The organism is Nonomuraea sp. NEAU-A123 (assembly GCF_018603905.1).
GTDB lineage: Bacteria > Actinomycetota > Actinomycetes > Streptosporangiales > Streptosporangiaceae > Nonomuraea.
Window position 1 is genome coordinate 53726 of record NZ_JAHFZZ010000011.1, and the last position, 19573, is coordinate 73298.

Annotated in this window: 16 protein-coding genes; 7 read left to right on the forward strand and 9 right to left on the reverse strand. The window is 70.9% G+C overall.

The features are described 5' to 3' along the window. Positions 1-9: 9 nt before the first annotated feature. The 5 genes from KLK06_RS32045 to KLK06_RS32065 all read right to left on the reverse strand — a co-directional run bounded on the left by KLK06_RS32045 (position 10) and on the right by KLK06_RS32065 (position 3786). Positions 10-519, reverse strand: coding sequence for a hypothetical protein (locus KLK06_RS32045; RefSeq protein WP_214639411.1), 510 nt, complete (start codon positions 517-519; stop codon positions 10-12). Positions 520-632: 113 nt separating this feature from the next. After that, positions 633-1487, reverse strand: coding sequence for an ABC transporter permease (locus KLK06_RS32050; protein ID WP_214639412.1), 855 nt, complete (start codon positions 1485-1487; stop codon positions 633-635). Between the two features lie 2 nt (positions 1488-1489). Next, the gene (locus KLK06_RS32055; RefSeq protein WP_214639413.1) at positions 1490-2470 is read right to left on the reverse strand and encodes an ATP-binding cassette domain-containing protein; all 981 of its coding nucleotides are present in this window, start codon (positions 2468-2470) and stop codon (positions 1490-1492) included. Between the two features lie 2 nt (positions 2471-2472). Next, the gene (locus tag KLK06_RS32060; protein WP_214639414.1) at positions 2473-3117 is read right to left on the reverse strand and encodes a PadR family transcriptional regulator; all 645 of its coding nucleotides are present in this window, start codon (positions 3115-3117) and stop codon (positions 2473-2475) included. A gap of 84 nt (positions 3118-3201) precedes the next feature. Next, on the reverse strand, positions 3202-3786 hold the full coding sequence (locus tag KLK06_RS32065) for a TetR/AcrR family transcriptional regulator (RefSeq protein ID WP_214639415.1): 585 nt from the start codon (positions 3784-3786) through the stop codon (positions 3202-3204). Positions 3787-3850: 64 nt separating this feature from the next. Between KLK06_RS32065 and KLK06_RS32070 the strand changes: the two genes are divergently transcribed. Genes KLK06_RS32070 through KLK06_RS32085 form a run of 4 tightly spaced genes read left to right on the forward strand, consistent with a single transcriptional unit; the run spans position 3851 to position 9563 of the window. Further along, entirely contained in the window at positions 3851-5419 is a 1569-nt protein-coding gene (locus KLK06_RS32070; protein ID WP_214639416.1) for a carboxyl transferase domain-containing protein, read from the forward strand. Between the two features lie 35 nt (positions 5420-5454). Continuing rightward, a complete protein-coding gene (locus KLK06_RS32075; protein ID WP_214639417.1) occupies positions 5455-7509 on the forward strand; it encodes a biotin carboxylase N-terminal domain-containing protein in 2055 nt (684 codons plus the stop codon). Further along, complete coding sequence (locus KLK06_RS32080; protein ID WP_214639418.1) at positions 7509-8420, forward strand: hydroxymethylglutaryl-CoA lyase; 912 nt, start codon at positions 7509-7511, stop codon at positions 8418-8420. The genes KLK06_RS32075 and KLK06_RS32080 overlap by 1 nt, the downstream gene beginning before the upstream one ends. Before the next feature lie 6 nt (positions 8421-8426). Then, positions 8427-9563 carry an acyl-CoA dehydrogenase family protein gene (locus tag KLK06_RS32085; RefSeq protein ID WP_214639419.1) on the forward strand — a complete coding sequence of 379 codons (1137 nt, stop codon included), beginning with the start codon at positions 8427-8429 and terminating at the stop codon, positions 9561-9563. Here KLK06_RS32085 and KLK06_RS32090 read toward each other — a convergent pair. The 4 genes from KLK06_RS32090 to KLK06_RS32105 are packed head-to-tail and all read right to left on the reverse strand — an operon-like array spanning position 9560 to position 15099. Further along, a complete protein-coding gene (locus tag KLK06_RS32090; RefSeq protein ID WP_214639420.1) occupies positions 9560-10330 on the reverse strand; it encodes a hypothetical protein in 771 nt (256 codons plus the stop codon). The genes KLK06_RS32085 and KLK06_RS32090 overlap by 4 nt on opposite strands. Then, a complete protein-coding gene (locus KLK06_RS32095; RefSeq protein ID WP_214639421.1) occupies positions 10327-11904 on the reverse strand; it encodes a serine/threonine-protein kinase in 1578 nt (525 codons plus the stop codon). Before KLK06_RS32095 ends, KLK06_RS32090 begins: the two co-directional genes overlap by 4 nt. Before the next feature lie 2 nt (positions 11905-11906). Then, positions 11907-13508 carry a serine/threonine-protein kinase gene (locus KLK06_RS32100; protein WP_214639422.1) on the reverse strand — a complete coding sequence of 534 codons (1602 nt, stop codon included), beginning with the start codon at positions 13506-13508 and terminating at the stop codon, positions 11907-11909. A gap of 4 nt (positions 13509-13512) precedes the next feature. Further along, on the reverse strand, positions 13513-15099 hold the full coding sequence (locus tag KLK06_RS32105) for a serine/threonine-protein kinase (RefSeq protein WP_284735203.1): 1587 nt from the start codon (positions 15097-15099) through the stop codon (positions 13513-13515). Between the two features lie 83 nt (positions 15100-15182). On the opposite strand from KLK06_RS32105, the gene KLK06_RS32110 reads away from it, so the two are divergent. From KLK06_RS32110 to KLK06_RS32120, 3 genes are all read left to right on the forward strand, one after another. Further along, positions 15183-16106: a hypothetical protein gene (locus KLK06_RS32110; RefSeq protein ID WP_214639424.1), complete on the forward strand. Its 924-nt coding sequence runs from the start codon at positions 15183-15185 to the stop codon at positions 16104-16106. Positions 16107-16149: 43 nt separating this feature from the next. Further along, positions 16150-16584, forward strand: coding sequence for a GNAT family N-acetyltransferase (locus tag KLK06_RS32115; protein ID WP_214639425.1), 435 nt, complete (start codon positions 16150-16152; stop codon positions 16582-16584). Between the two features lie 110 nt (positions 16585-16694). After that, on the forward strand, positions 16695-19571 hold the full coding sequence (locus KLK06_RS32120; protein WP_214639426.1) for an AAA family ATPase: 2877 nt from the start codon (positions 16695-16697) through the stop codon (positions 19569-19571). The last annotated feature ends 2 nt before the right edge of the window (positions 19572-19573 follow it).

A 19573-nucleotide genomic window follows, 5' to 3' on the forward strand; every position in this document is an offset into this window, starting at 1 on the left:
CTGTCGGTGCTACGACTCGGGGGCCTTCGCGCCGAGGCTGATGAGCATCGACTTGAGCTCGCCGAACCCGGTCTTGAGCTCACCCACTCCGGTCTTGAGCTCACCGACTTCGGTCTTGAGCTCGGCTATGTCCTTGTCGACCTTTTCGAACCGCTGGTCAACGGTCGACTCAAGGCCGTCGATCCTTTCGTTGACCTTGCCGATTCGCAGCTCGACGCTGGCTATATCCCGATTTACCCGGTCGAAGCCATCTTCCGTGTCCTTCCTGAGCAGAAAGACCTTCTCGAAGAGCAGATCGGCTCGTGCGTCGATCCTCTGTTCGAGTTGATCCGCTCGCGTCGCGATCTTCTCGTCGAGCTCTTTCGTCCGCTTGTCGATCCTGTCGAGGACGTTCTTCCCGACGATGTCCACGCGGTCGTGCAGGCCGGTGAACCGTTGTTCGATCGAGATACCAGGCACGCCACTCACCGTATCGGTCTGGAGGGCAGAGACCTTGTCCTGCAAGTCGATGACTGCCAAGTGCAAATCCAACGCTGGTTCTCCTTTGACGAAGGGGGATGGGGCGCGGACCCATCAGGAAAGTTACCCTCCGTGAGGAGATCGTTGCAGGCGGATGCGAAACCCCGTGCGACCTACTCCGCCCGCCTGAACTGCGCGATCCCCACCCCCAGCAGAACAGCCCCCAGAAGTGCCACCACCCCCAGCTCCAGCCCCACCGGCACCTGGAAGTCGAACCACCGAACTCCGGGGTTGAGCACCGCGTTCACTTGCGCGGGAACGTCGAGGTGGGAGAAGACCGCCTGCCGCATCGGGTCCACCGCGTACGTCATCGGGTTGATCACCGTCAGCAGGTGCAGCCACGACGGCAGGTTCGCCAGCGGGAACATCGCCCCCGACAGGAACATCATCGGCATGATCGCCATCTGCATCAGCCCGAAGAAGGTCTGCATGTTGCGCATCCGCGCCGCCAGCATCACCCCGAACGCCGTGATCGTGAACGCCGCGAGGAACATCTCCGCCAGCAGCGTGACGATCAGGGCCGGCGAGTACGGTACGCCGACCAACCCGGCCATCGCCAGGATGACGACGCCCTGCCCGGTGGCCACCAGGGCCCCGCCCAGGCACTTGCCGACCACGATCGCCCCGCGTGAGACCGGGGCGACGAGCATCTCGCGCAGGAAGCCGAACTCGCGGTCCCACACGATGGACCCGGCCGAGAACATACCGGTCATGATCACGGTCATCGAGATCATGCCGGGATACATGAAGGTGCGGTAGTCGATGCCCGGGATGGTGCCGCGCACCAGCGAGCCCAGCCCGGTGCCCATCACGAACAGCCACAGCACCGGCTGCAGCAGCATCGACAGCATGCGGGTGCGGTCGTTGACGAACCGCAGCAGCTCCCGGTGCAGCACCACCTTGACCGCCCGGAGGTCGTGCCCGGCGCTGTGCACCGGTACCCGGACGCTGATCGCCTCTGTCGCCATGACTATCGCCTCGCCATCGCTCTCATCCACGCCCTGCCGCCCGCCTCGGCGCCTTCCTCGGCGTCGCGGATCGTGGAACCGGTGTAGTTCATGAACACGTCGTCGAGTGAGGGCCGTGAGACGCTCACCGACTTGATCGGCATGCCGAGCTCGGCGAACAGCCGGGGCACGAACTCCTCGCCCGACGCGACGGCGAACGTCACCGCGCCCTCGCGCACGGCCGCGTCCAGGTCGAACTTCTCGCGTAACGCCTTGATCGCGGCGTCGTCGTCGCCGGTCTGGATCTGCACCCGGTCCTTGCCGATGCTGGCCTTCAGCGCCTCCGGCGAGTCGATGACGACGATCTCGCCGTGGTCGATGATCGCGATCCGGTCGCAGTACTCGGCCTCGTCCATGTAGTGGGTGGTCATGAAGATGGTGATGTCCTCCAGATGCCGGAGCTGGTTGATGTATCCCCAGATGGCCGAGCGGGTCTGCGGGTCGAGGCCGACCGTGGGCTCGTCCAGGAACAGCACCCGGGGCGAGTGCAGGAGCCCGCGGGCGATCTCCAGCCGCCGCTTCATGCCGCCGGAGAACGTCATGACCTTGGCGTCCTTGCGGTCCCAGAGCGCGACCATCTCCATGACCTGCTTGATCCGGTCGCCGACGATGCTCTTCGGCACGCCGTACAGCTCGGCGTGGAAGCGCAGGTTCTGTTCGGCGCTCAGGTAGCCGTCGAGCGTCGGGTCCTGGAAGACCAGCCCGATGTTCCTGCGTACCTCGTCGCGCTCGCGCACCACGTCGTACCCGGCGACCGTGGCGCTGCCGCCGGTCGGGTTGACGAGCGTGCAGAGCATGCTGATCGTGGTGGTCTTCCCCGCGCCGTTCGGGCCGAGGAAACCGAAGACCTCGCCGGGGGCCACCTCGAAGTCGACGCCCTTGACGGCCTCGACCTTGCCGTAGTCCTTCTTCAGGCCGTGTACGGCCACAGCCACTTCTGTCATGGTCAGTCCTCCGCGAGGATCTGGAAAACGGACTTACGTGTCTGCCTGAGCAGCTTCTTGGCCTGGGCGACCTGCTGGTCGTTGGCCGTCCGCGTCAGGTGGCTGAACGCCTCGTTGAGCTGGGCCCACAGCAGCCGCAGCTCGTGCCGGTCCTCGGGCACCGAGCGCGCCACCTCGTCCCAGGGCGCCTCGCCGTCGAGGTGCCGTTCGGCCTGCTCGCGGCCCTGCTCGGTCAGGATGTAGATCCGGGAGCCGCCGGTCTCGTCGCTGGAGACCAGGCCCTCGTCCTCCAGTTGCTGGAGGGATGGATAGACCGAGCCGGGGCTGGGCCGCCACACTCCGCGGCTGCGCTCCTCTATGTCCTGGATCATCTGGTAGCCGTTCTTCGGCCCTTCGCTGAGCAGGCTCAGCAGCGCTGCCCTGACGTCTCCCCGCCGTACGCGCGGAGCGCCGCCCTCCCAGCCCATCGGCGGCGCGCCGGGCATACCGCCGCCCATCCCCGGGCCGCCGCCCGGGATGGGCGGCATGCCCGGGCCCATCGCGTGCGGTGGTGCGCCGGGCGGGAACGGTGGATCCGGCGGGAAGTGGGGGTGTGGGGGTTCTGTAGCCGCTTGAGGGATGTCATCCCACATGTGCGGATCACGCATGATGCCTCCAACTATCGAGATACCTTGACGATATATCTAGATAGTTGGCATGAAAAGCCCATGTTTTGCGGTTGTAGCCGACTGTTAGTGAGCGTTAACCGAGGCCGCGATGGCGGCTCTGGCCATCGCGTGCAGGAGGGGGCGCATGGCCTGCGCGGGCAGTTCGCCGGCGCTGTGCGGGGTGGAGTTGAGCAGCCCGAAGACGGCGTGCGTGGCGGCCCGCAGCCGCGCGGGCGGGCACGACGGATGCAGCTCGGCCAGCACGGTGACCCATTCCTCGACGTACAGCCGCTGCAGCCGCCTGATCTGCCGCCGCTCCCGCTCGGGCACGTTGCCCAGTTCCCTGTCGTGCACGGTGATCAGCGCGGGCTGTTCGAGTGCGAAGGTGATCTGCACGTTCAGCAGCGCGTTGAGGGTCTCCTCCGGCCCGCCGGGCGAGGTGACCGCCGCGGCGGCCGACTCGCGCAACTGCGAGCTGATGCCCAGCAGCATCTCGGCGAGCAGCGCCTCCTTGCCGCTGAAGTGGCGGTAGAGCGCCGGGCCCGAGACGCCGACCGCGCCGCCGATGTCCTCGATCGAGACGCCGTGGAAGCCGCGCGCGGCGAACAGGTTCGCGGCCGCGCCGAGGATCTCCAGGCGCCGGGTGCCACGGCTCCGCGTCGTCGTCACGTCTCACATGGTAGACGGTTACGTTAATGATGACTAACATCTGCCTCATAACGGAAGGGGGCACATGAGCGACTGGCCGGTGCTGAACTCGGCCGCGGACCCCGGCAGCGAGGCGTTCAAGCAGAACGCCGCGCTCAACGAGCGGCTCGCCGCCGACCTGCTGGAGCGCCTCGCCGTGGCCGCCGCGGGCGGTCCCGAGCGGTCGCGGCAGCGTCACGTGGAACGCGGCAAGCTGCTGCCGCGCGACCGCGTCGACGGCCTGCTCGACCCCGGCTCCCGCTTCCTGGAGCTGTCGCCGCTGGCCGCCAACGGCCTCTACGACGACCAGGCCCCGGCCGCCGGGATCATCACCGGCGTCGGCAGGATCGCCGGGCGCGAGTGCGTGGTCGTGGCCAACGACGCCACCGTGAAGGGCGGCACGTACTACCCGATCACCGTCAAGAAGCACCTGCGCGCGCAGGAGGTGGCGCTGCACAACCACCTGCCGTGCGTGTACCTGGTCGACTCCGGCGGCGCGTTCCTCCCCAGGCAGGACGAGGTCTTCCCCGACCGGGACCACTTCGGCCGCATCTTCTACAACCAGGCCACGATGTCCGCGCGCGGCATCCCGCAGATCGCCGCCGTGCTCGGCTCCTGTACGGCGGGCGGCGCGTACGTCCCGGCCATGAGCGACGAGGCCGTCATCGTGCGCGACCAGGGCACCATCTTCCTCGGCGGCCCGCCGCTGGTGAAGGCGGCCACCGGCGAGGAGGTCACGGCGGAGGAGCTGGGCGGCGGCGACCTGCACGCCCGGGTCAGCGGCGTCACCGACCACCTGGCCGACGACGACGCGCACGCGCTGGCCATCGTCCGCGACATCGTCTCCACGCTGGCCCCGAGAGCCGAGCGGCCCTGGGACAGGGCCGAGCCCGCGGAGCCCCGGCACGATCCGCGCGATCTCTACGGCATCGTGCCCGCCGACACCCGCCGGCCGTACGACGTGCGGGAGGTCATCGCCCGGCTCGTCGACGGCTCGCGGTTCCTGGAGTTCAAGGCCGAGTACGGCTCGACGCTGGTCACCGGCTTCGCCCACCTGCACGGACACCCGGTCGGGATCGTCGCGAACAACGGCATCCTGTTCAGCGAGTCCGCGCTGAAGGGCGCGCACTTCATCGAGCTGTGCGACCGCAGGCGCATCCCGCTGGTGTTCCTGCAGAACATCAGCGGCTTCATGGTCGGCAAGGCCTACGAGGCGGGCGGCATCGCCAAGCACGGCGCCAAGATGGTCACCGCGGTCTCCTGTGCCAGGGTGCCGAAGTTCACGGTGGTGATCGGCGGGTCGTTCGGCGCGGGCAACTACGCCATGGCCGGGCGGGCGTACTCGCCCAGGTTCCTGTGGATGTGGCCGAACGCCCGCATCTCGGTCATGGGCGGCGAGCAGGCCGCGAACGTGCTCACCACCGTCGGCAACGCCGACGCGGAGGCCATCAGGGCCCAGTACGAGCACCAGGGCAACCCTTACTACTCCACCGCCCGGCTGTGGGACGACGGTGTGATCGACCCGCTCGACACCCGCACGGTCCTCGGCCTGGCACTCTCCGCGGCGGCCAACGCCCCGCTCGACCCCGTCGGCTACGGCGTCTTCCGGATGTGAGTGTGCTCATGGCCCCGTCTCTTAGTTCGCAGGCGATGTTCAGTCGCGTGCTCATCGCCAACCGGGGTGAGATCGCGGTCCGCGTCATCCGTACGCTCCGTGCGCTCGGCATCACGTCGGTGGCCGTCCACACCGCCTCGGACGCGGACGCCCGCCATGTCCGCGAGGCAGACATAGCCCTCCAGGTCCCGAAATATCTGGACATGGGGGCGATCGTGGCGGCGGCCGAGGCGTCCGGTGCGCAGGCCGTACATCCCGGATACGGGTTCCTCGCGGAGAACGCCGAGTTCGCCCGCCGCTGCGCCGCGGCCGGGCTGGTCTTCATCGGCCCGCCGCCCGAGGCCATCGACGCCATGGGCGACAAGATCCGCGCCAAGGCCACCGTCTCGGCCGCCGGGGTCCCGGTGGTGCCGGGCGGCGCCGAGCCCGGCGACTCGCTGCTGTCCTGGACCGAGTTCCCGGCCCTGATCAAGCCGTCGGCGGGCGGGGGCGGCAAGGGCATGGTGCTGGTCCGTTCGGCCGCCGAACTGCCCGACGCGCTGGAGTCGGCCCGCCGTACGGCCCGCGCCGCGTTCGGCGACGAGACCCTGCTGATCGAGCGCTACGTCGAGAACCCCCGCCACATCGAGATCCAGGTCCTGGCCGACACCCACGGCAACGTCGTCCACCTGGGCGAACGCGAGTGCAGCCTGCAACGCCGCCACCAGAAGATCATCGAAGAGGCCCCGTCGCCCTTCGTCGACGCGGCGATGCGCGAGCGGATGGGCGCCGCGGCGGTGGAGGCCGCCCGCGCGGTGGGTTACGTGAGCGCGGGCACGGTCGAGTTCATCGTCGACGGCACGACCGGCGAGTACCACTTCATGGAGATGAACACCCGCCTCCAGGTGGAGCACCCGGTCACCGAGCTGGTGACAGACCTCGACCTGGTGGAGCTCCAGCTCCGGGTGGCGGCGGGCGAGCCGCTGCCCATCACCCAGGACGAGGTACGGCTGCGCGGCCACGCCGTCGAGGCCCGCGTCTACGCCGAGGACCCGTCGCGCGGCTTCCTGCCCACGGGCGGCCGGGTGCTGCGCCTGGCCGAGCCCGACAGCGTCCGGGTGGACTCCGGGCTGGTCGAGGGCGGTGTCGTGGGCAGCGAGTTCGACCCGATGCTGGCCAAGGTCATCGCCTGGGCCCCCACGCGCAAGGCGGCCTTCGGCCGGCTCGACAAGGCGCTGGCCGAGACGGCCGTGCTGGGCGTGATCACGAACGTGCCGTTCCTGCGGGCGCTCGCGGCGCATCCGGCCGTGCGGGCGGGCGAGCTCGACACCGGGCTGGTCGAGCGGGTCCTGCCCACGCTGGTCCCCGACGCCGGGCCGCCCGACGAGGTGCTGGCCGCCGCCGCGCTGGCCTTCCACACCGCGCCCGTGGGTTCGGATCCCTGGGAGGTCGCGGACGGCTGGCGGGTCGGCGAGCGTGCGTGGACGTCCTGGCGGCTGGAGTCACGGGACGGCGTCCACACGATCCAGGTACGCGGCCTGCAAGAAAAATCCGCTGAAATCCGCATCAATCCCCCGCCAGCCGCGAACCGGGAGACCCCAGACACCGTCGGGCCGGGCGCCGCGGTCGGCATGGTCGGGCCGGGCGCCGTCGTACTCGGTGCGGCCGTCCCGGCCAGCCTCGTGGTCAGCGGCGCCAAGCTGACCGTCACCCTCGCCGGCCGTACCTCCCACTACACCCACGCCCGCCACGACGACACCCTCTGGCTGGGCAGGGACGGCCAGTCGTGGGCCCTGACCCGCCACCGCCTCGGCGACCCCGGCGACCGCCCCGGCGCCGCGCACACGGGCGACGGCGTGGTCAGAAGCCCCATGCCCGGCACCGTTCTGGTCGTCAAGGTCCAGCCGGGCGAGCGGGTGAGCACGGGCCAGCCGCTCCTCATCGTGGAGGCCATGAAGATGGAACACACCGTCACCGCCCCCTGCGACGGACAGGTCACCGACCTGCCCGTACAGGCGGGCCAGCCGGTCGACATGGACGCCGTCCTGGCCGTCGTCACGGCGGACTCGGCGGACTCGTCGGATTCGTCGGACTCGGCGGGGGAGTCCTGATGCGCAGGCCGTACCCGATGGAAGGTCTCCCGCACCAGGTCACCGTCTACGAGGTGGGCCCGCGCGACGGCCTGCAGAACGAGTCCGCGATCGTCCCGGTCGAGGTCAAGGCCGAGTTCATCGACCGGCTCGCCGACGCCGGCCACCGGGTGATCGAGGCCACCAGCTTCGTCCACCCCACCTGGGTGCCCCAGCTCGCCGACGCCGAAGAGCTGCTCACCAGGCTCGACCGGCGGCCGGGCGTCCGCTACCCGGTGCTCGTCCCGAACGAGCGCGGCCTGGACCGGGCGCTGGCGCACGACGTCGAGGAGATCGCCATCTTCGCCAGCGCCACCGAGACGTTCGCCGCCAAGAACCTGAACCGCAGCCTGGAGAGCCAGTTCGACATGTTCGAGCCGGTCGTGGCCAGGGCGCTCGACAACGGTGTCAAGGTACGCGCGTACGTGTCGATGTGCTTCGGCGACCCGTGGGAGGGCCCGACGCCGATCGCGCAGGTCGTCGCGGTCGGCGAGCGGCTGCTCGGCCTGGGCTGCCACGAACTGTCGCTCGGCGACACGATCGGCGTCGGCACCCCCGGACACGTGAGCGCGCTGATCGAGTCGTTCCGCGATCCCGACAGGCTGGCCGTGCACTTCCACGACACGTACGGACAGGCCCTGGCCAACACACTGGCCGCGCTCCGATCGGGCGTGCACGTCGTCGACGCCTCGACCGGTGGCATCGGCGGCTGCCCCTACGCCGAGTCCGCCACCGGCAACCTCGCCACCGAGGACCTCGTCTGGATGCTGCACGGGCTCGGCATCGACACCGGCCTCGACCTCGACAAGCTCGTGGCCACGAGCACCTGGCTGGCCGAACGGCTCGGCCGTCCCAGCCCCTCCCGCGTCGTCCAGGCCCTCGCGAAAGGCTGACCCACCATGCTCACCGACGAATACGAAGAGCTGCGCAAGACCGTCGAGGCGTTCGCCCGCGACGTGGTGGCGCCGGTGATCGGCGACTTCTACGAGCGAGAGGAGTTCCCGTACGACATCGTGCGCCGGATGGGCGCCATGGGCCTGTTCGGCCTGCCGTTCCCCGAGGAGTACGGCGGCATGGGCGGCGACTACTTCGCGCTCTGCCTGGCCTTGGAGGAGCTGGCGCGCGCCGACTCCAGCGTGGCGATCACGCTGGAGGCCGCGGTGTCGCTCGGTGCCATGCCGATCTACCGCTTCGGTACGCCCGAGCAGCGGGCGACCTGGCTCCCGGCGATGGCGGCGGGCGAGACCCTCGGCGCGTTCGGCCTGACGGAGCCCGGCGGCGGCTCCGACGTGCCCGGCGGCATGCGCACCACGGCCACGCTCGACGGCGCCGAATGGGTGATCAACGGAACCAAGGCGTTCATCACCAACTCGGGCACCGACATCACCGGCGTGGTCGGCGTCGCCGCGCTCACCGGCGAGCGGCAGATCTCCACCATCCTCGTGCCGTCAGGAACGCCCGGCTTCACGGTCTCGAAGAAGTACTCCAAGGTCGGCTGGAACGCCTCCGACACCAGGGAGCTGTCCTTCTCCGACTGCCGCGTCCCCGCCGAGAACCTGCTCGGCGAGCGCGGCCGCGGCTACGCCCAGTTCCTGCAGACGCTCGACGAGGGCCGCATCGCCATCGCCGCCGTCGGCGTCGGCCTGTCCCAGGGCTGCGTGGACGAATGCCTGCGCTACGTCAGGGACAGACGCGCGTTCGGCCACCCGATCGGCCACTACCAGGCCATCCAGTTCAAGATCGCCGACATGGAGGCCCGCGCCCACACCGCCCGCCTGGCCTACTACCACGCGGCCGAGAAGATGCTGGCCGGCGTGCCGTTCAAGAAGGAGGCGGCGATCGCGAAGCTCGTCTCCTCGAACGCCGCCATGGACAACTCCCGCGACGCGACGCAGATCTTCGGCGGGTACGGCTTCATGAACGAGTTCCCGGTGGGCCGCTTCTACCGCGACGCCAAGATCCTGGAGATCGGCGAGGGCACCAGCGAGGTCCAGCGGATGCTGATCGCCCGTCAGCTCGGCCTGGGTGATCTCTAGTTCGAGGTGCCGAGTTTCTCGGCGACCGATCTGGCCACGTCCAGGGCGCCCTTGGTCAGTCTGCCCGTCGGGTCCTCGGTGACGTGTCGCTGGTAGGTCACCTGGATGACGGCGTTGCTGACCCGGACGCCGACGGTCGCGGTGGTCGGTCCTTTGCCCGTGTCGCCGGGCAGCGTGTAGAGGGTGGTCCAGGAGGCGTCGCCGATGGGCGGCTCGGCGGGGGTGGAGGTTTCGGCGAGCAGGACGGCCTCCTGGCGCTGTCCCAGGAACTGCTCGTGCGCCGCCGTCACATCCCCCGGGAAGACCTTCACGTACACCTGGAGCCGGAACTGCATGTTGTCCGGCATCCCCGAGCCGGGCGCGAGCGTCGACCACTCGCACTCGTCGGCCTTGATCTGCGTTTTGTCCGGGAACAGCGTCAGCTTCTTGACCAGGTCCTCGTCGGTGACCGTGCAGGGGTCGACGGTCTTGGTGAACGTGGCGGCCCCGGTCGGTGCGGGCTCGCTCGTGGTGGCCTGCTCGGTGGGCGAAGGCTCGCTGGGTGAGGGCTCGGCCGCCCGCGTGGTCTTGACGGGTACGGCCACGGCCGCTGTCTTGTCCGGCTGCCGGGTGAGCAGGAACACGACGGTGAACAGCATGAGCACGACCACAGCCGACGCCACGCTCAGGATCGCCGGTGTCACCCGCAGCCCGGGGCGGGACTGCTGGGTGGGAGCGGTGTGCCGCACGGCCGCGGTCGGGAAGTCTTTCTGCTGGTAGTCGTTCATTGCGCCTTCTGGAGGGTGTCGGCCACCGCGCGGGCGGTCTTGAGAGCGGTGTCCCGGAGCTGCGGGGTCACCTTCGTTCGCTTCGGATGGCTGACCGCCACCTGGATGATCACGTTGCTGATCCGCATCCATATGGTGGTGGTCGAGGAGTGGGTGATGCCGGCTTCCTTGTCCTGGGCGGCCGCCTCGTCGCCCGCGCTCACCGTTCTGATGCGCGAGGTCGTCACCGTCTGCTCGCTGCCGGCCTCCGTGTCGCGAGCCTGTACGGCCTGCGTGAAGGCGCGTTCGGCGGCCTTGACCTCGCTGGAGTGCTTGACCTTGAGGTTGATGGACGTGGTGTCGAGGAACCCGCTGAGCCCGACCGACCAGGAGCACTCGCTGTCGTCGTAGACGCCGCGCTGCCGGGAGTGGGAGCCGGGCAGGACGCGCTGCGCCTGCTCGGCGGTGAGGAGCGAGCATGCCTTCGGCGGGCGGCCGAACGCGCCGTCGCCCCTGGCCGGGTTGGTCGGGGGCGCCGTGGTCGTCGTCGGAGAGGGCGCCGCGGTCGAAGCGGGCTGGGCGATCTGGGTGGCCGGCGTCGTGACGGCGGGGGAGCCCCCAGAGCCCCCAGTGCCGCCGGAGCCGTTGAGGAGGATGACCGCCGTGACCGCGACGGCCGTACCCGCCGCCAGGCCGCCCAGCATGTACGGCGTGCGGCGGCGCGGGCGTGCCCGCACCGGGACCGTGGCGGGCGCGGTCTCGCGCGGCCGGACGGGCAGCGGGACCGCCAAAGACTCCAGGTGCGCCCTGATGGTCCGCGGGTGCGGCCGGGTGGCCGGGTTCCGGTCGAGCATCGCCATGAGCAGGCCGCCGAGCGGGCCCGCGTTGACGGGCGGCGGCGGGGGCATCGTGAGCACGGCCGCGACGATCGCCATCGCCGAGTCGCGCTCGAACGGGGCCCGGCCCTCGGCGGCCAGGTACAGGGTGGCGCCGAGCGACCACAGGTCGGCCATCGGGCCCGACGGCTCGCCGCGCAGATGCTCGGGCGCGATGTAGCCGGGGGAGCCCGCGACGCCGCCGGCGTGCGCCGCGGCGGCGGCCGTACCCGCGCCGGGGACGTCATCCGTGTGCGCGGCGATGCCGAAGTCGGTCAGGACGACCTCGCCGAGATCGGTGATCATCACGTTGCCCGGCTTCACGTCCCGGTGCAGGATGCCGCGGTGGTGGGCGGCCTCCAGCGCGTCGAGCACGCGCAGGCCGATCGTGGCGACGTGGCCGGGCGGCAGCGGGCCGCGTTCCTTGACCAGGTCGCCCAGGGACCTGCCCGCGAGCAGGTCCATGATGATCCAGGGCTGGCCGCCCTCGGAGATCACGTCGTGCACGGTGATGATCGACGGGTGGTTCAGCGCCGCCGCCGCCCTGGCTTCGCGCAGCGTGTCGACCAGGGCCCGCTGCTGGTCCTGGCCGGGCGGCAGCCGTACCTCCTTGACCGCGACCTCGCGGTGCAGCAGCTCGTCACGCGCCCGCCACACCGTGCCCGCGCCGCCCGCCCCGAGCGGGGCGAGCAGTTGGTAGCGTCCGGCGATCACGCGCATGGTCAGGAGGCCTTGGCGTCGAGGTTCGCGGCCAGGAACTTGGCGGCCTGCGCGGCCTTGTCCCGCAGGGCGGCGTCCTTGGCCACGTCGTGCACGAAGCGGAACTCACCCACCATGTTGCCGGTGCGGAAGAGCACGTGTACCTCGACCTCGTGCTTGTTGCTGAACTTCACCCTGGAGATCTCGTACGCGATGGCCTCCTCGCCCGCGCCGGGGATCTCGAAGACCTCGCCCTGCTTCTCGCCCGTGCCGCCCCTGCCCGCCTTGTCCTCGGCCTCCTTCTTCGCCCCGGCGACGTGCTCCTGCGCGAGGGTGGTCTCGTAGCCGTCGCCCTGCGGCGGGTACAGCCAGAGCGTCAGGAACACGCTCAGCTGCTTGCCCGCCGGCGGGAAGCCCGCGGTCGCCCACGCGCACCTGAAGGTCGGGTCGGTCGACGAGGTGAGGAACGTGCCGACGAGCCGGGTGGCCTGCTCCTTGGTGAGCAGCTGGCAGGGCCGGGGGATCTTGGAGAACTTCCCGGCCGGCAGCGTGACGGCGGGGGAGGAGCTGGCCGAAGCCGAAGCCGAAGCCGAAGCCGAAGCTGACGCGGTCGACGCAGCGCTGGTCGGCGCCGGTTTCGTGGTACGCGCCGCCGTCGGCGTGGTCTGCGGCGACGGTGCGGCGGAGGACGTCGTGGTGAGGATGAGCGTGACCGCGACGACGAACGCCACGACCACGGCCGCCGCCGAGCCGTACGCGGCCGTGCGCGAGACCACCCACGCGGGCGCGGGCGTCCTGACGGTGGCCGCCGCGTGGCCCGCGACCCGCTCCAGCCCCCGGCGCAGCGTGCGTACGTCGGGCCGGTGGGCGGGGTCCTTGGCCAGCAGGCCGAGCAGGAGCGGGGCGAGCTCGCCCGCGCGCTGCGGCGGCCTGGGCGGCTCGGTCATCACCGCGCCGAGCGTGGCCATCGCGGTGTTGCGCTGGAACGGCTGTACGCCCTCCACCGCCGTGTAGATCGTCGCGCCGAGCGAGAACAGGTCGGACGGCGGCCCCGGCGCGACGCCCTCGATGAGGCATTCGGGCGCGGTGAATCCGGCCGTGCCCACCGGTACCCCGCCCTGCTGAGCGGCCGCACCCGTCGGAGCGGCGATGCCGAAGTCGGACAGCAGGATGCGGCCGTCATCGGCGAGCAGCACGTTGCCCGGTTTGACGTCGCGGTGGAGCAGGCCGCGCGTGTGCGCGGAGGCCAGCGCCGACAGCACGAACAGGCCGATGGAGGCCGCCCAGGCCGGCGACATCGGCCCGCCGGTCTTGACGGCCTGGTCGAGCGAGCGCCCGCGGACCAGCTCCATGACGATCCACGGCTCGCCGTTGTCGTCGATCACGTCGTGGATGCCGACCACCGCCGGGTGCCGGATCCCGGCCGCCGCACGGGCCTCGTGCAACGTACGGTGGCGCAGCGCGGCCTGGTCGGCGGGGGCGAGGTTCGGCGGGATCAGCACCTGCTTCACCGCCACCTCGCGGCCGATCATCGTGTCGTGCGCGCGCCAGACGATGCCCATGCCGCCGCGGCCGAGCTGTTCGAGCAGCTGGTAGCGGCCGCCCACGAGTCGCGGTTGGTTCATTGCCTCACTCCTGGCGGTTCAATGCCTCGGCCAGCCAGCGCGCGGCGTCGCGCGCTCCCTTGCGCAGGGCGGCGTTGTTGCCGATCTTGTTGACGTTGACATAACCGATCTCGACGTTCACGTTGCTGAGCCGGAAGATCACGGTGACGTTCTCGGCGTTGCCCTTGGGGCTGACCAGTTCGTAGCCGAACGCCTCGTCGCCGATGCCGTTGATGTCCTGGACGTTCTTGCGCTGCTGTTTGATCGCCTTGGCGAGGCCGATCTCCGGCCAGGACCACGTGATCTCCGCGTCCTGGCCGCGGAGGTTGCGCAGGTTGACGTAGTGCTCCTCGGCGTCCTCCGGAACCGTGCTCCACTTGTCGGGCCCGCCGGAATCGGCCAGCACCTCGGCGGACAGCCCCTTGCCTCGGGTGGTCCACTCGCACGAGTCGCCGTCGCGCCTGCCCTTGCCCACGCCGGGCGTGAGCTTGGCGATCTGGGCGGGGGTCAGCAGGGTGCACAGGTTCACGGCGGCGGTGAACTTGGGCGTCTTCTCCGGCTCCGGTTCCTTGGTGGGGGTGGGAGTGGGGGTGGAGGCGGCCGACGTGGTCGGCGCCTGCTGCTTCACGGGCTGCGACACGGGTGTCGCAGGGGTGTCCGCGGGCCGCAGGGCCACGAACGCGACCGCCGCCACCGCAGCCGCGACGATCCCGCCGCCGACGACGATCGGCAGCCGGTTGGCGCGCCTGGCCGTCGGCTGGGTGGCCGCCAGCGCGGGCTGGCCCTCCGCGACCCGTCGCAGCAACTGCTCGGCCGCCTGCGGGACGGGTCTCTGGTACGGCTCGCGGGCCAGCATCAGCATCAGCACCGGCCCGAGGTTCCCGGCGCGCTGGGGTGGCCGGGGCGGCAGGGTCAGGGCGTCACGCAGCACCGACATGGGAGAGGTGCCGACATAGGGAGCCTGGCCCTCCACGGTCGCGTAGAGCGTGGCGGCCAGCGACCACAGGTCCGACTCGGGTCCGCCGCGCTCGCCGCGTAACCTCTCCGGGGCGATGAACCCGGGCGACCCGATCAGCAGCCCCGACTCGGTGATCGTCGCCTGGTCCTCCAGCTTGGCGATGCCGAAGTCGGTCAGCACCACCCGGCCGTCGTCGGTCAGGAACACGTTGGCGGGCTTGACGTCGCGATGCTGGATGCCGTGCGCGTGGGCGACGGACAGCGCCTCCAGCACCCGCAGCCCGATCGCCGCGGTGCGCTCCGGCGACCACGGGCCCTCGGCGGCCACCGCGTCCTTCAGGTCGCGGCCCCTGAGCAGCTCCATGACGATCCACGGCCGCCCGCCCTCGGACAGCACGTCGTGAATGGTGATGATGCCCGGATGCCGCACCTGGGCGGCCGCCATCGCCTCGCGCATGGCCCGCTGGAGCGCCTCGGTCCGCTCGGCCGGTGCGAGGGACTGCGGGAGCAGCACTTCCTTGATGGCGACCTGGCGATCGAGCAGCTCGTCGTGAGCCAGCCAGATCGTGCCCATGCCACCCTGACCGAGCGCGCGTAGCACCCGATAGCGGCCTGCGATTTTGGAATCCCCCAGACCAGGCACGCTGGAGACCATAGTGTTCAACACTTTCGGTTCGCTATATTTCCGTCCCGGACGCGGCAACAGCAGCTCATTTGTAATGATCGGCGAATTTAGGGATGGCCATGATCCAGGGCCCGCAGGCACCGCAGGCGCCACCCGTACCTCCGGCCTCGTACTGGCCGGACGGGGGCGGTGAGCGGCCCGTCACGTCGAAGGCGCCAGGCTGGGCCAAGGCCGTGCTGGCCGGGGCCGCGACGGTGGCGGTGCTGGGCGGGGGGCTCATCGCGGTACGCGGCGTCGGCCAGGACGCCGTTCCTGTCGCGCTGCCGTCACCCTCGTTCGACCTGCCGTCCGACCTGCCGTCCGAGCTGCCCTCCACACTGCCGTCGTCGCTCCCCTCGTCGTCCGGCCTGCCTTCGGCGGCGTCCTCGTCGGAGGCGGCGGAGACGCCCGCGGCCACCTCCACCTTCCCGCCGCTGAAGGCGGTGCCCGAGGTGTGCGACCTGCTGCCCGCGAGCCTGACCACGCGGCTCGCGCCCAAGTCGCAGTCCGAGCCGGGCGTCCAGAAGGACGGGTACGGCGCCCTGCGCAAGGGCTGCGAGTGGACGCAGACGGCCAAGAACATCAAGAACGGCATCCTGGAATCGCGGACCATCTTCCTGGCCGTCAACGTCTGGCCCAGTGTCGAGGACGCGCGGGAGGACGCCGACTTCAACTTCGACTCGATGAAGGACATGGCGGGCACCAAGGAGGAGAACCCCGGCCTGCGGTACCTGAGCACGTACGGCGAGATGAAGGACCTCGACGGCATCGGCGACGAGACCCACGCCATGTACACCCAGAACCTCAAGGGCACCACGAACGTCTGGGCGTACATCGTGATGGGCAACACGACGATCAACGTCCGCTACTTCGGCACCGACAACAAGGGCGGCCAGATCACCGCCCAGGGCGCGAACACCAAGCCGGTCGCCGAAGACGTGCTCATGAAGGGCGCCCAGGAGGTCGCCGAACAGACTGTCAAGGCGCTGACACGCTGAGGTGATTGGACGGCGGCCACGCCACGACTTAAGGTCGTACGACATGACGTCAGACGATCTCCACATCAGGAGAGCGGAGAAGACCGACGCGGACGAGCTGTTCGCCTTGGCCAGGGAGTTCGGGCTGACCTTCAGGCCCGAGCGCAAGGCCTTCGACGCGGCGCTGCCGCAGTTGCTGCGCGACGACGACGTCATGCTGATCGCGGCCGTGGTGGGCGGGCGGGTCCAGGGTTACCTGCTGGGGTTCGTGCACCTCACGCTGTTCGCGAACGGGCCCGTCGCCTGGGTGGAGGAGGCGATGGTGCAGAGCGGGTCGCGCCGGCAGGGCATCGGCCGGGCGCTGCTGGTGGAGTTCGAGGCCTGGGCCCGCGCGAGGGAGGCCGGTTACGTGGCCATGGCGACGCGGCGGGCGCCCGAGTTCTACCACGCGCTGGGCTACGAGGCGTCGGCGACCATGTTCAGGAAGGTTCTCCGGTAGCGGCAGGTCCCGCGGTCGATCGCGTACGCCGGGGGCGAGTCCCGTACAGACGATCAGATCCGCACTGACCGGCGGCGTTTTCTGTCGCCGCCGGATGGCATTCTTGGGGCGTGAGCATCCACGCGGTGAGCCCGCTGTTCGTCGGCCGCGCCGCGGAGTTGGGCGCGCTTGACGGTGCCCTGGCCGGCGCCCGGACCGGCGCGGCGGCCACCGTGCTGGTCGGCGGCGAGGCGGGGGTCGGCAAGACGCGCTTCATCAAGGAGTTCGCCGATCGGGCGGGCGACGCGATGGTGCTCGTCGGCGGCTGCCTGGAGCTGGGCACCGAGGGCCTGCCGTTCGCCCCTTTCACCGCGGTGCTGCGCGGCCTGGTGCGCACGCTCGGCCGCGACGGCGTGGCGGCCTTGGTGCCCGGCGGCACCACGCGCGGGCTGGCCCGGCTGCTGCCCGAGTTCGGCGAGCCCGACGGCGACGGCCCCGAGGCCCGCGCCCGGCTCTTCGAGCAGTTGCTCGGCCTTCTGGAGCGGCTGGCGGAGGACCGGCCGATCGTCCTGGTCATCGAGGACGCCCACTGGGCCGACCGCTCCACTCGCGACCTGCTCTCGTTCCTGGTCCGCTACCAGCGTTCCGACGTACGGCTGCTGATCGTCGTCACCTATCGCTCCGATGAGCTGCACCGCACCCACCCGCTGCGCCCGCTGCTGGCCGAGCTGGGCCGCGTCGGCTGGGTGGCCAGGCTGGAGCTGCGCAGGCTCACCCGCAGGGAGGTCGTCGAGCAGGCGGCGAGCATCCTGGAGCGCGAGCTGTCCGACCTCGACATGGACCTGGTCTACGCGCGCAGCGAGGGCAACCCGCTGTTCGTGGAGGCACTGCTCAGCGAGTCCGGCGCCGGCGAGGCGCTGCCGGAGTCGCTGCGCGACCTGCTGCTCGCCAGTGTCGAGCGGCTGCCCGACGACACCCAGGAGCTGCTCCGCGTGGCCAGCGCGGGCGGCCAGCGCATCGAGCACGACCTGCTGTCCGCCGTCGCCGGGATGGACGACGGGGCCCTGTCCAACGCGCTGCGGCCCGCCGTGGCCGGCAACGTGCTCGTCGTGGACGGCGAAGGCTACTCGTTCAGGCACGCGCTGATCCGCGAGGCGCTCCACGACGACCTGCTGCCGGGCGAGCACACCCGCCTGCACACTCGCTTCGCCCAGGCGCTGGAGCACGACCTGTCGATCCTGCCCGCCCCGCGCGGCGCGATCGAGCTGGCCCACCACTGGCACTCCGCCCACGACACCACCTGGGCGCTGGTCAGCGCCTGGCGCGCGGCCGCCGCCGCCCGCCGCTCCGCCGCCTACGACGAGCAGCACAGGATGCTGTCCCGGGTGCTGGAGCTGTGGGATCAGGTGCCCGACGCCGCGGAGCGCATCGGCACCGACCGCGTCAACGTGCTCCGGCAGACGGCCACGGTCGCCCACCTGGCGGGCGAGTACGAACGCGCGATCGCCCTGGCCGGCGCCGGGCTCGCCGAGGTCGACGAGGCGGCCGAGCCGGCCACGGCCGCCAGGCTGCTGCGGCAGCGCGGTCTCACCGGCTACGACCTCAGCCGCCCCGGCCATGTCGACGATCTGCGCCGGGCGGCGTCGCTGGTGCCGGCCGACAAGCCCGCTCTGCGGGCCCAGGTGCTGGAGACCCTGGCGCGCATGCTCTACGACGGCTGGCAGGAGAAGATCTCCACGGCCCGGCTGGCCATGGAGATCGGCCACGAGGTGGGCGACGCCAACACCGAGGCGCACGCGCTGATCACCCTGACCTGGGCGCGCTGCCAGTTCTCCGACGTCGACGCCAACCTGGGCGGGTTCGCCGAAGCGCGCCGCATCTCGGCCTCGGCCGACGCCTACAACGCGATGCTGCGCTGCGCCATCTCCGAGTCCGACGTGCTGGAGGGCGCGGGCCGGCACGAACGGGCCGCCCAGGTCGCCCGCGACGGCATCGCCGAGGCCGAACGCTACGGGGTGGCGCGCACCTCGGGCACGTTCCTGTCGATCAACCTGGCCGAGCCCCTAATGTCGCTCGGGCACTGGGACGAGGCGCTGAAGGTGATCGAGCACGCCCTGGAGCTCGCGCCGCCGCTGCCCTACCGCGCCAGCCTGCAGGGGATCGCCTCCGACATCGCGCTCGCGCGCGGGCGGATCGATCGGGCCGAGGAGCTGTTCGCGGCCTCGCGCAGCGTGCTGGCGCGCGGGCGGTTCCGTGACCAGAGCGTGCTGCCGCACGCTCGCAGGGAGGTCGAGCTGCTGCTGGCGCGGGGGCGCCTGGACGAGGCGCGGGAGGCGGCGGCTCGGACGCTGCGCGAGCAAGATCTGGTGGCCAGCCCGCGATACGCGTGGCCGTTGCTGGTGACGTTCGCGCAGCTCGGCGGGGAGGTCGGGGCGGAGCTGCGGTCGGTCGCGGGATGGCTGGAGGCTGCGGGCGACTACCAGCAGGCCCTGCGTCTCACCTTCATGGCTTTGGCGGGCCTGTCGGAGTCCGAAGCTGGGTCTGAGGGTGCGCGGGTCAAGGCGTGGGACGCGGCTGTGGAGGCTTGGGCGGGGCTGCGGCAGCCATACTCCGAAGCTCGGGCTCTGGAAGGCGCCGCCCGTGCGGCGCTGGAGGCCGGTGATCGGCAGGGGGCCGGGGTCCGGCTGGCGAGAGCCCGGGAGCTGGCCGAGCAGCTCGGTGCGACGCCGCTGGTCGAGCGGCTGGACGCGTTCGCGCGGCGGGGCCGCATCGCCGTTGCCGACGAGCCGGCGCCCGACGGGCTGCCGTTGGGGCTGACGGCGCGTGAGCTGGAGGTGCTGCGGCAGGTGGCCGAGGGGCACAGCAACCGGGAGATCGCGGGGAAGCTGTTCATCTCGGTCAAGACCGTGAGCGTGCACGTCTCCAACATCCTGGCCAAACTGGGCGTCGCCTCCCGTGGCGAGGCCTCCGCCGTGGCTCATCGGATCCGGCTCTTCGCCGGGGAGTGATC

Bases quoted from the DNA above. Each gene is read 5' to 3' on its own strand.
- KLK06_RS32050 (WP_214639412.1), bottom strand. From the start codon at position 1,487: ATGGCGACAGAGGCGATCAGCGTCCGGGTACCGGTGCACAGCGCCGGG.
- KLK06_RS32055 (WP_214639413.1), bottom strand. From the start codon at position 2,470: ATGACAGAAGTGGCTGTGGCCGTACACGGCCTGAAGAAGGACTACGGC.
- KLK06_RS32060 (WP_214639414.1), bottom strand. From the start codon at position 3,117: ATGCGTGATCCGCACATGTGGGATGACATCCCTCAAGCGGCTACAGAA.
- KLK06_RS32070 (WP_214639416.1), top strand. From the start codon at position 3,851: ATGAGCGACTGGCCGGTGCTGAACTCGGCCGCGGACCCCGGCAGCGAG.
- KLK06_RS32075 (WP_214639417.1), top strand. From the start codon at position 5,455: ATGTTCAGTCGCGTGCTCATCGCCAACCGGGGTGAGATCGCGGTCCGC.
- KLK06_RS32080 (WP_214639418.1), top strand. From the start codon at position 7,509: ATGCGCAGGCCGTACCCGATGGAAGGTCTCCCGCACCAGGTCACCGTC.
- KLK06_RS32085 (WP_214639419.1), top strand. From the start codon at position 8,427: ATGCTCACCGACGAATACGAAGAGCTGCGCAAGACCGTCGAGGCGTTC.
- KLK06_RS32090 (WP_214639420.1), bottom strand. From the start codon at position 10,330: ATGAACGACTACCAGCAGAAAGACTTCCCGACCGCGGCCGTGCGGCAC.
- KLK06_RS32095 (WP_214639421.1), bottom strand. From the start codon at position 11,904: ATGCGCGTGATCGCCGGACGCTACCAACTGCTCGCCCCGCTCGGGGCG.
- KLK06_RS32100 (WP_214639422.1), bottom strand. From the start codon at position 13,508: ATGAACCAACCGCGACTCGTGGGCGGCCGCTACCAGCTGCTCGAACAG.
- KLK06_RS32105 (WP_284735203.1), bottom strand. From the start codon at position 15,099: ATGGTCTCCAGCGTGCCTGGTCTGGGGGATTCCAAAATCGCAGGCCGC.
- KLK06_RS32110 (WP_214639424.1), top strand. From the start codon at position 15,183: ATGGCCATGATCCAGGGCCCGCAGGCACCGCAGGCGCCACCCGTACCT.
- KLK06_RS32115 (WP_214639425.1), top strand. From the start codon at position 16,150: ATGACGTCAGACGATCTCCACATCAGGAGAGCGGAGAAGACCGACGCG.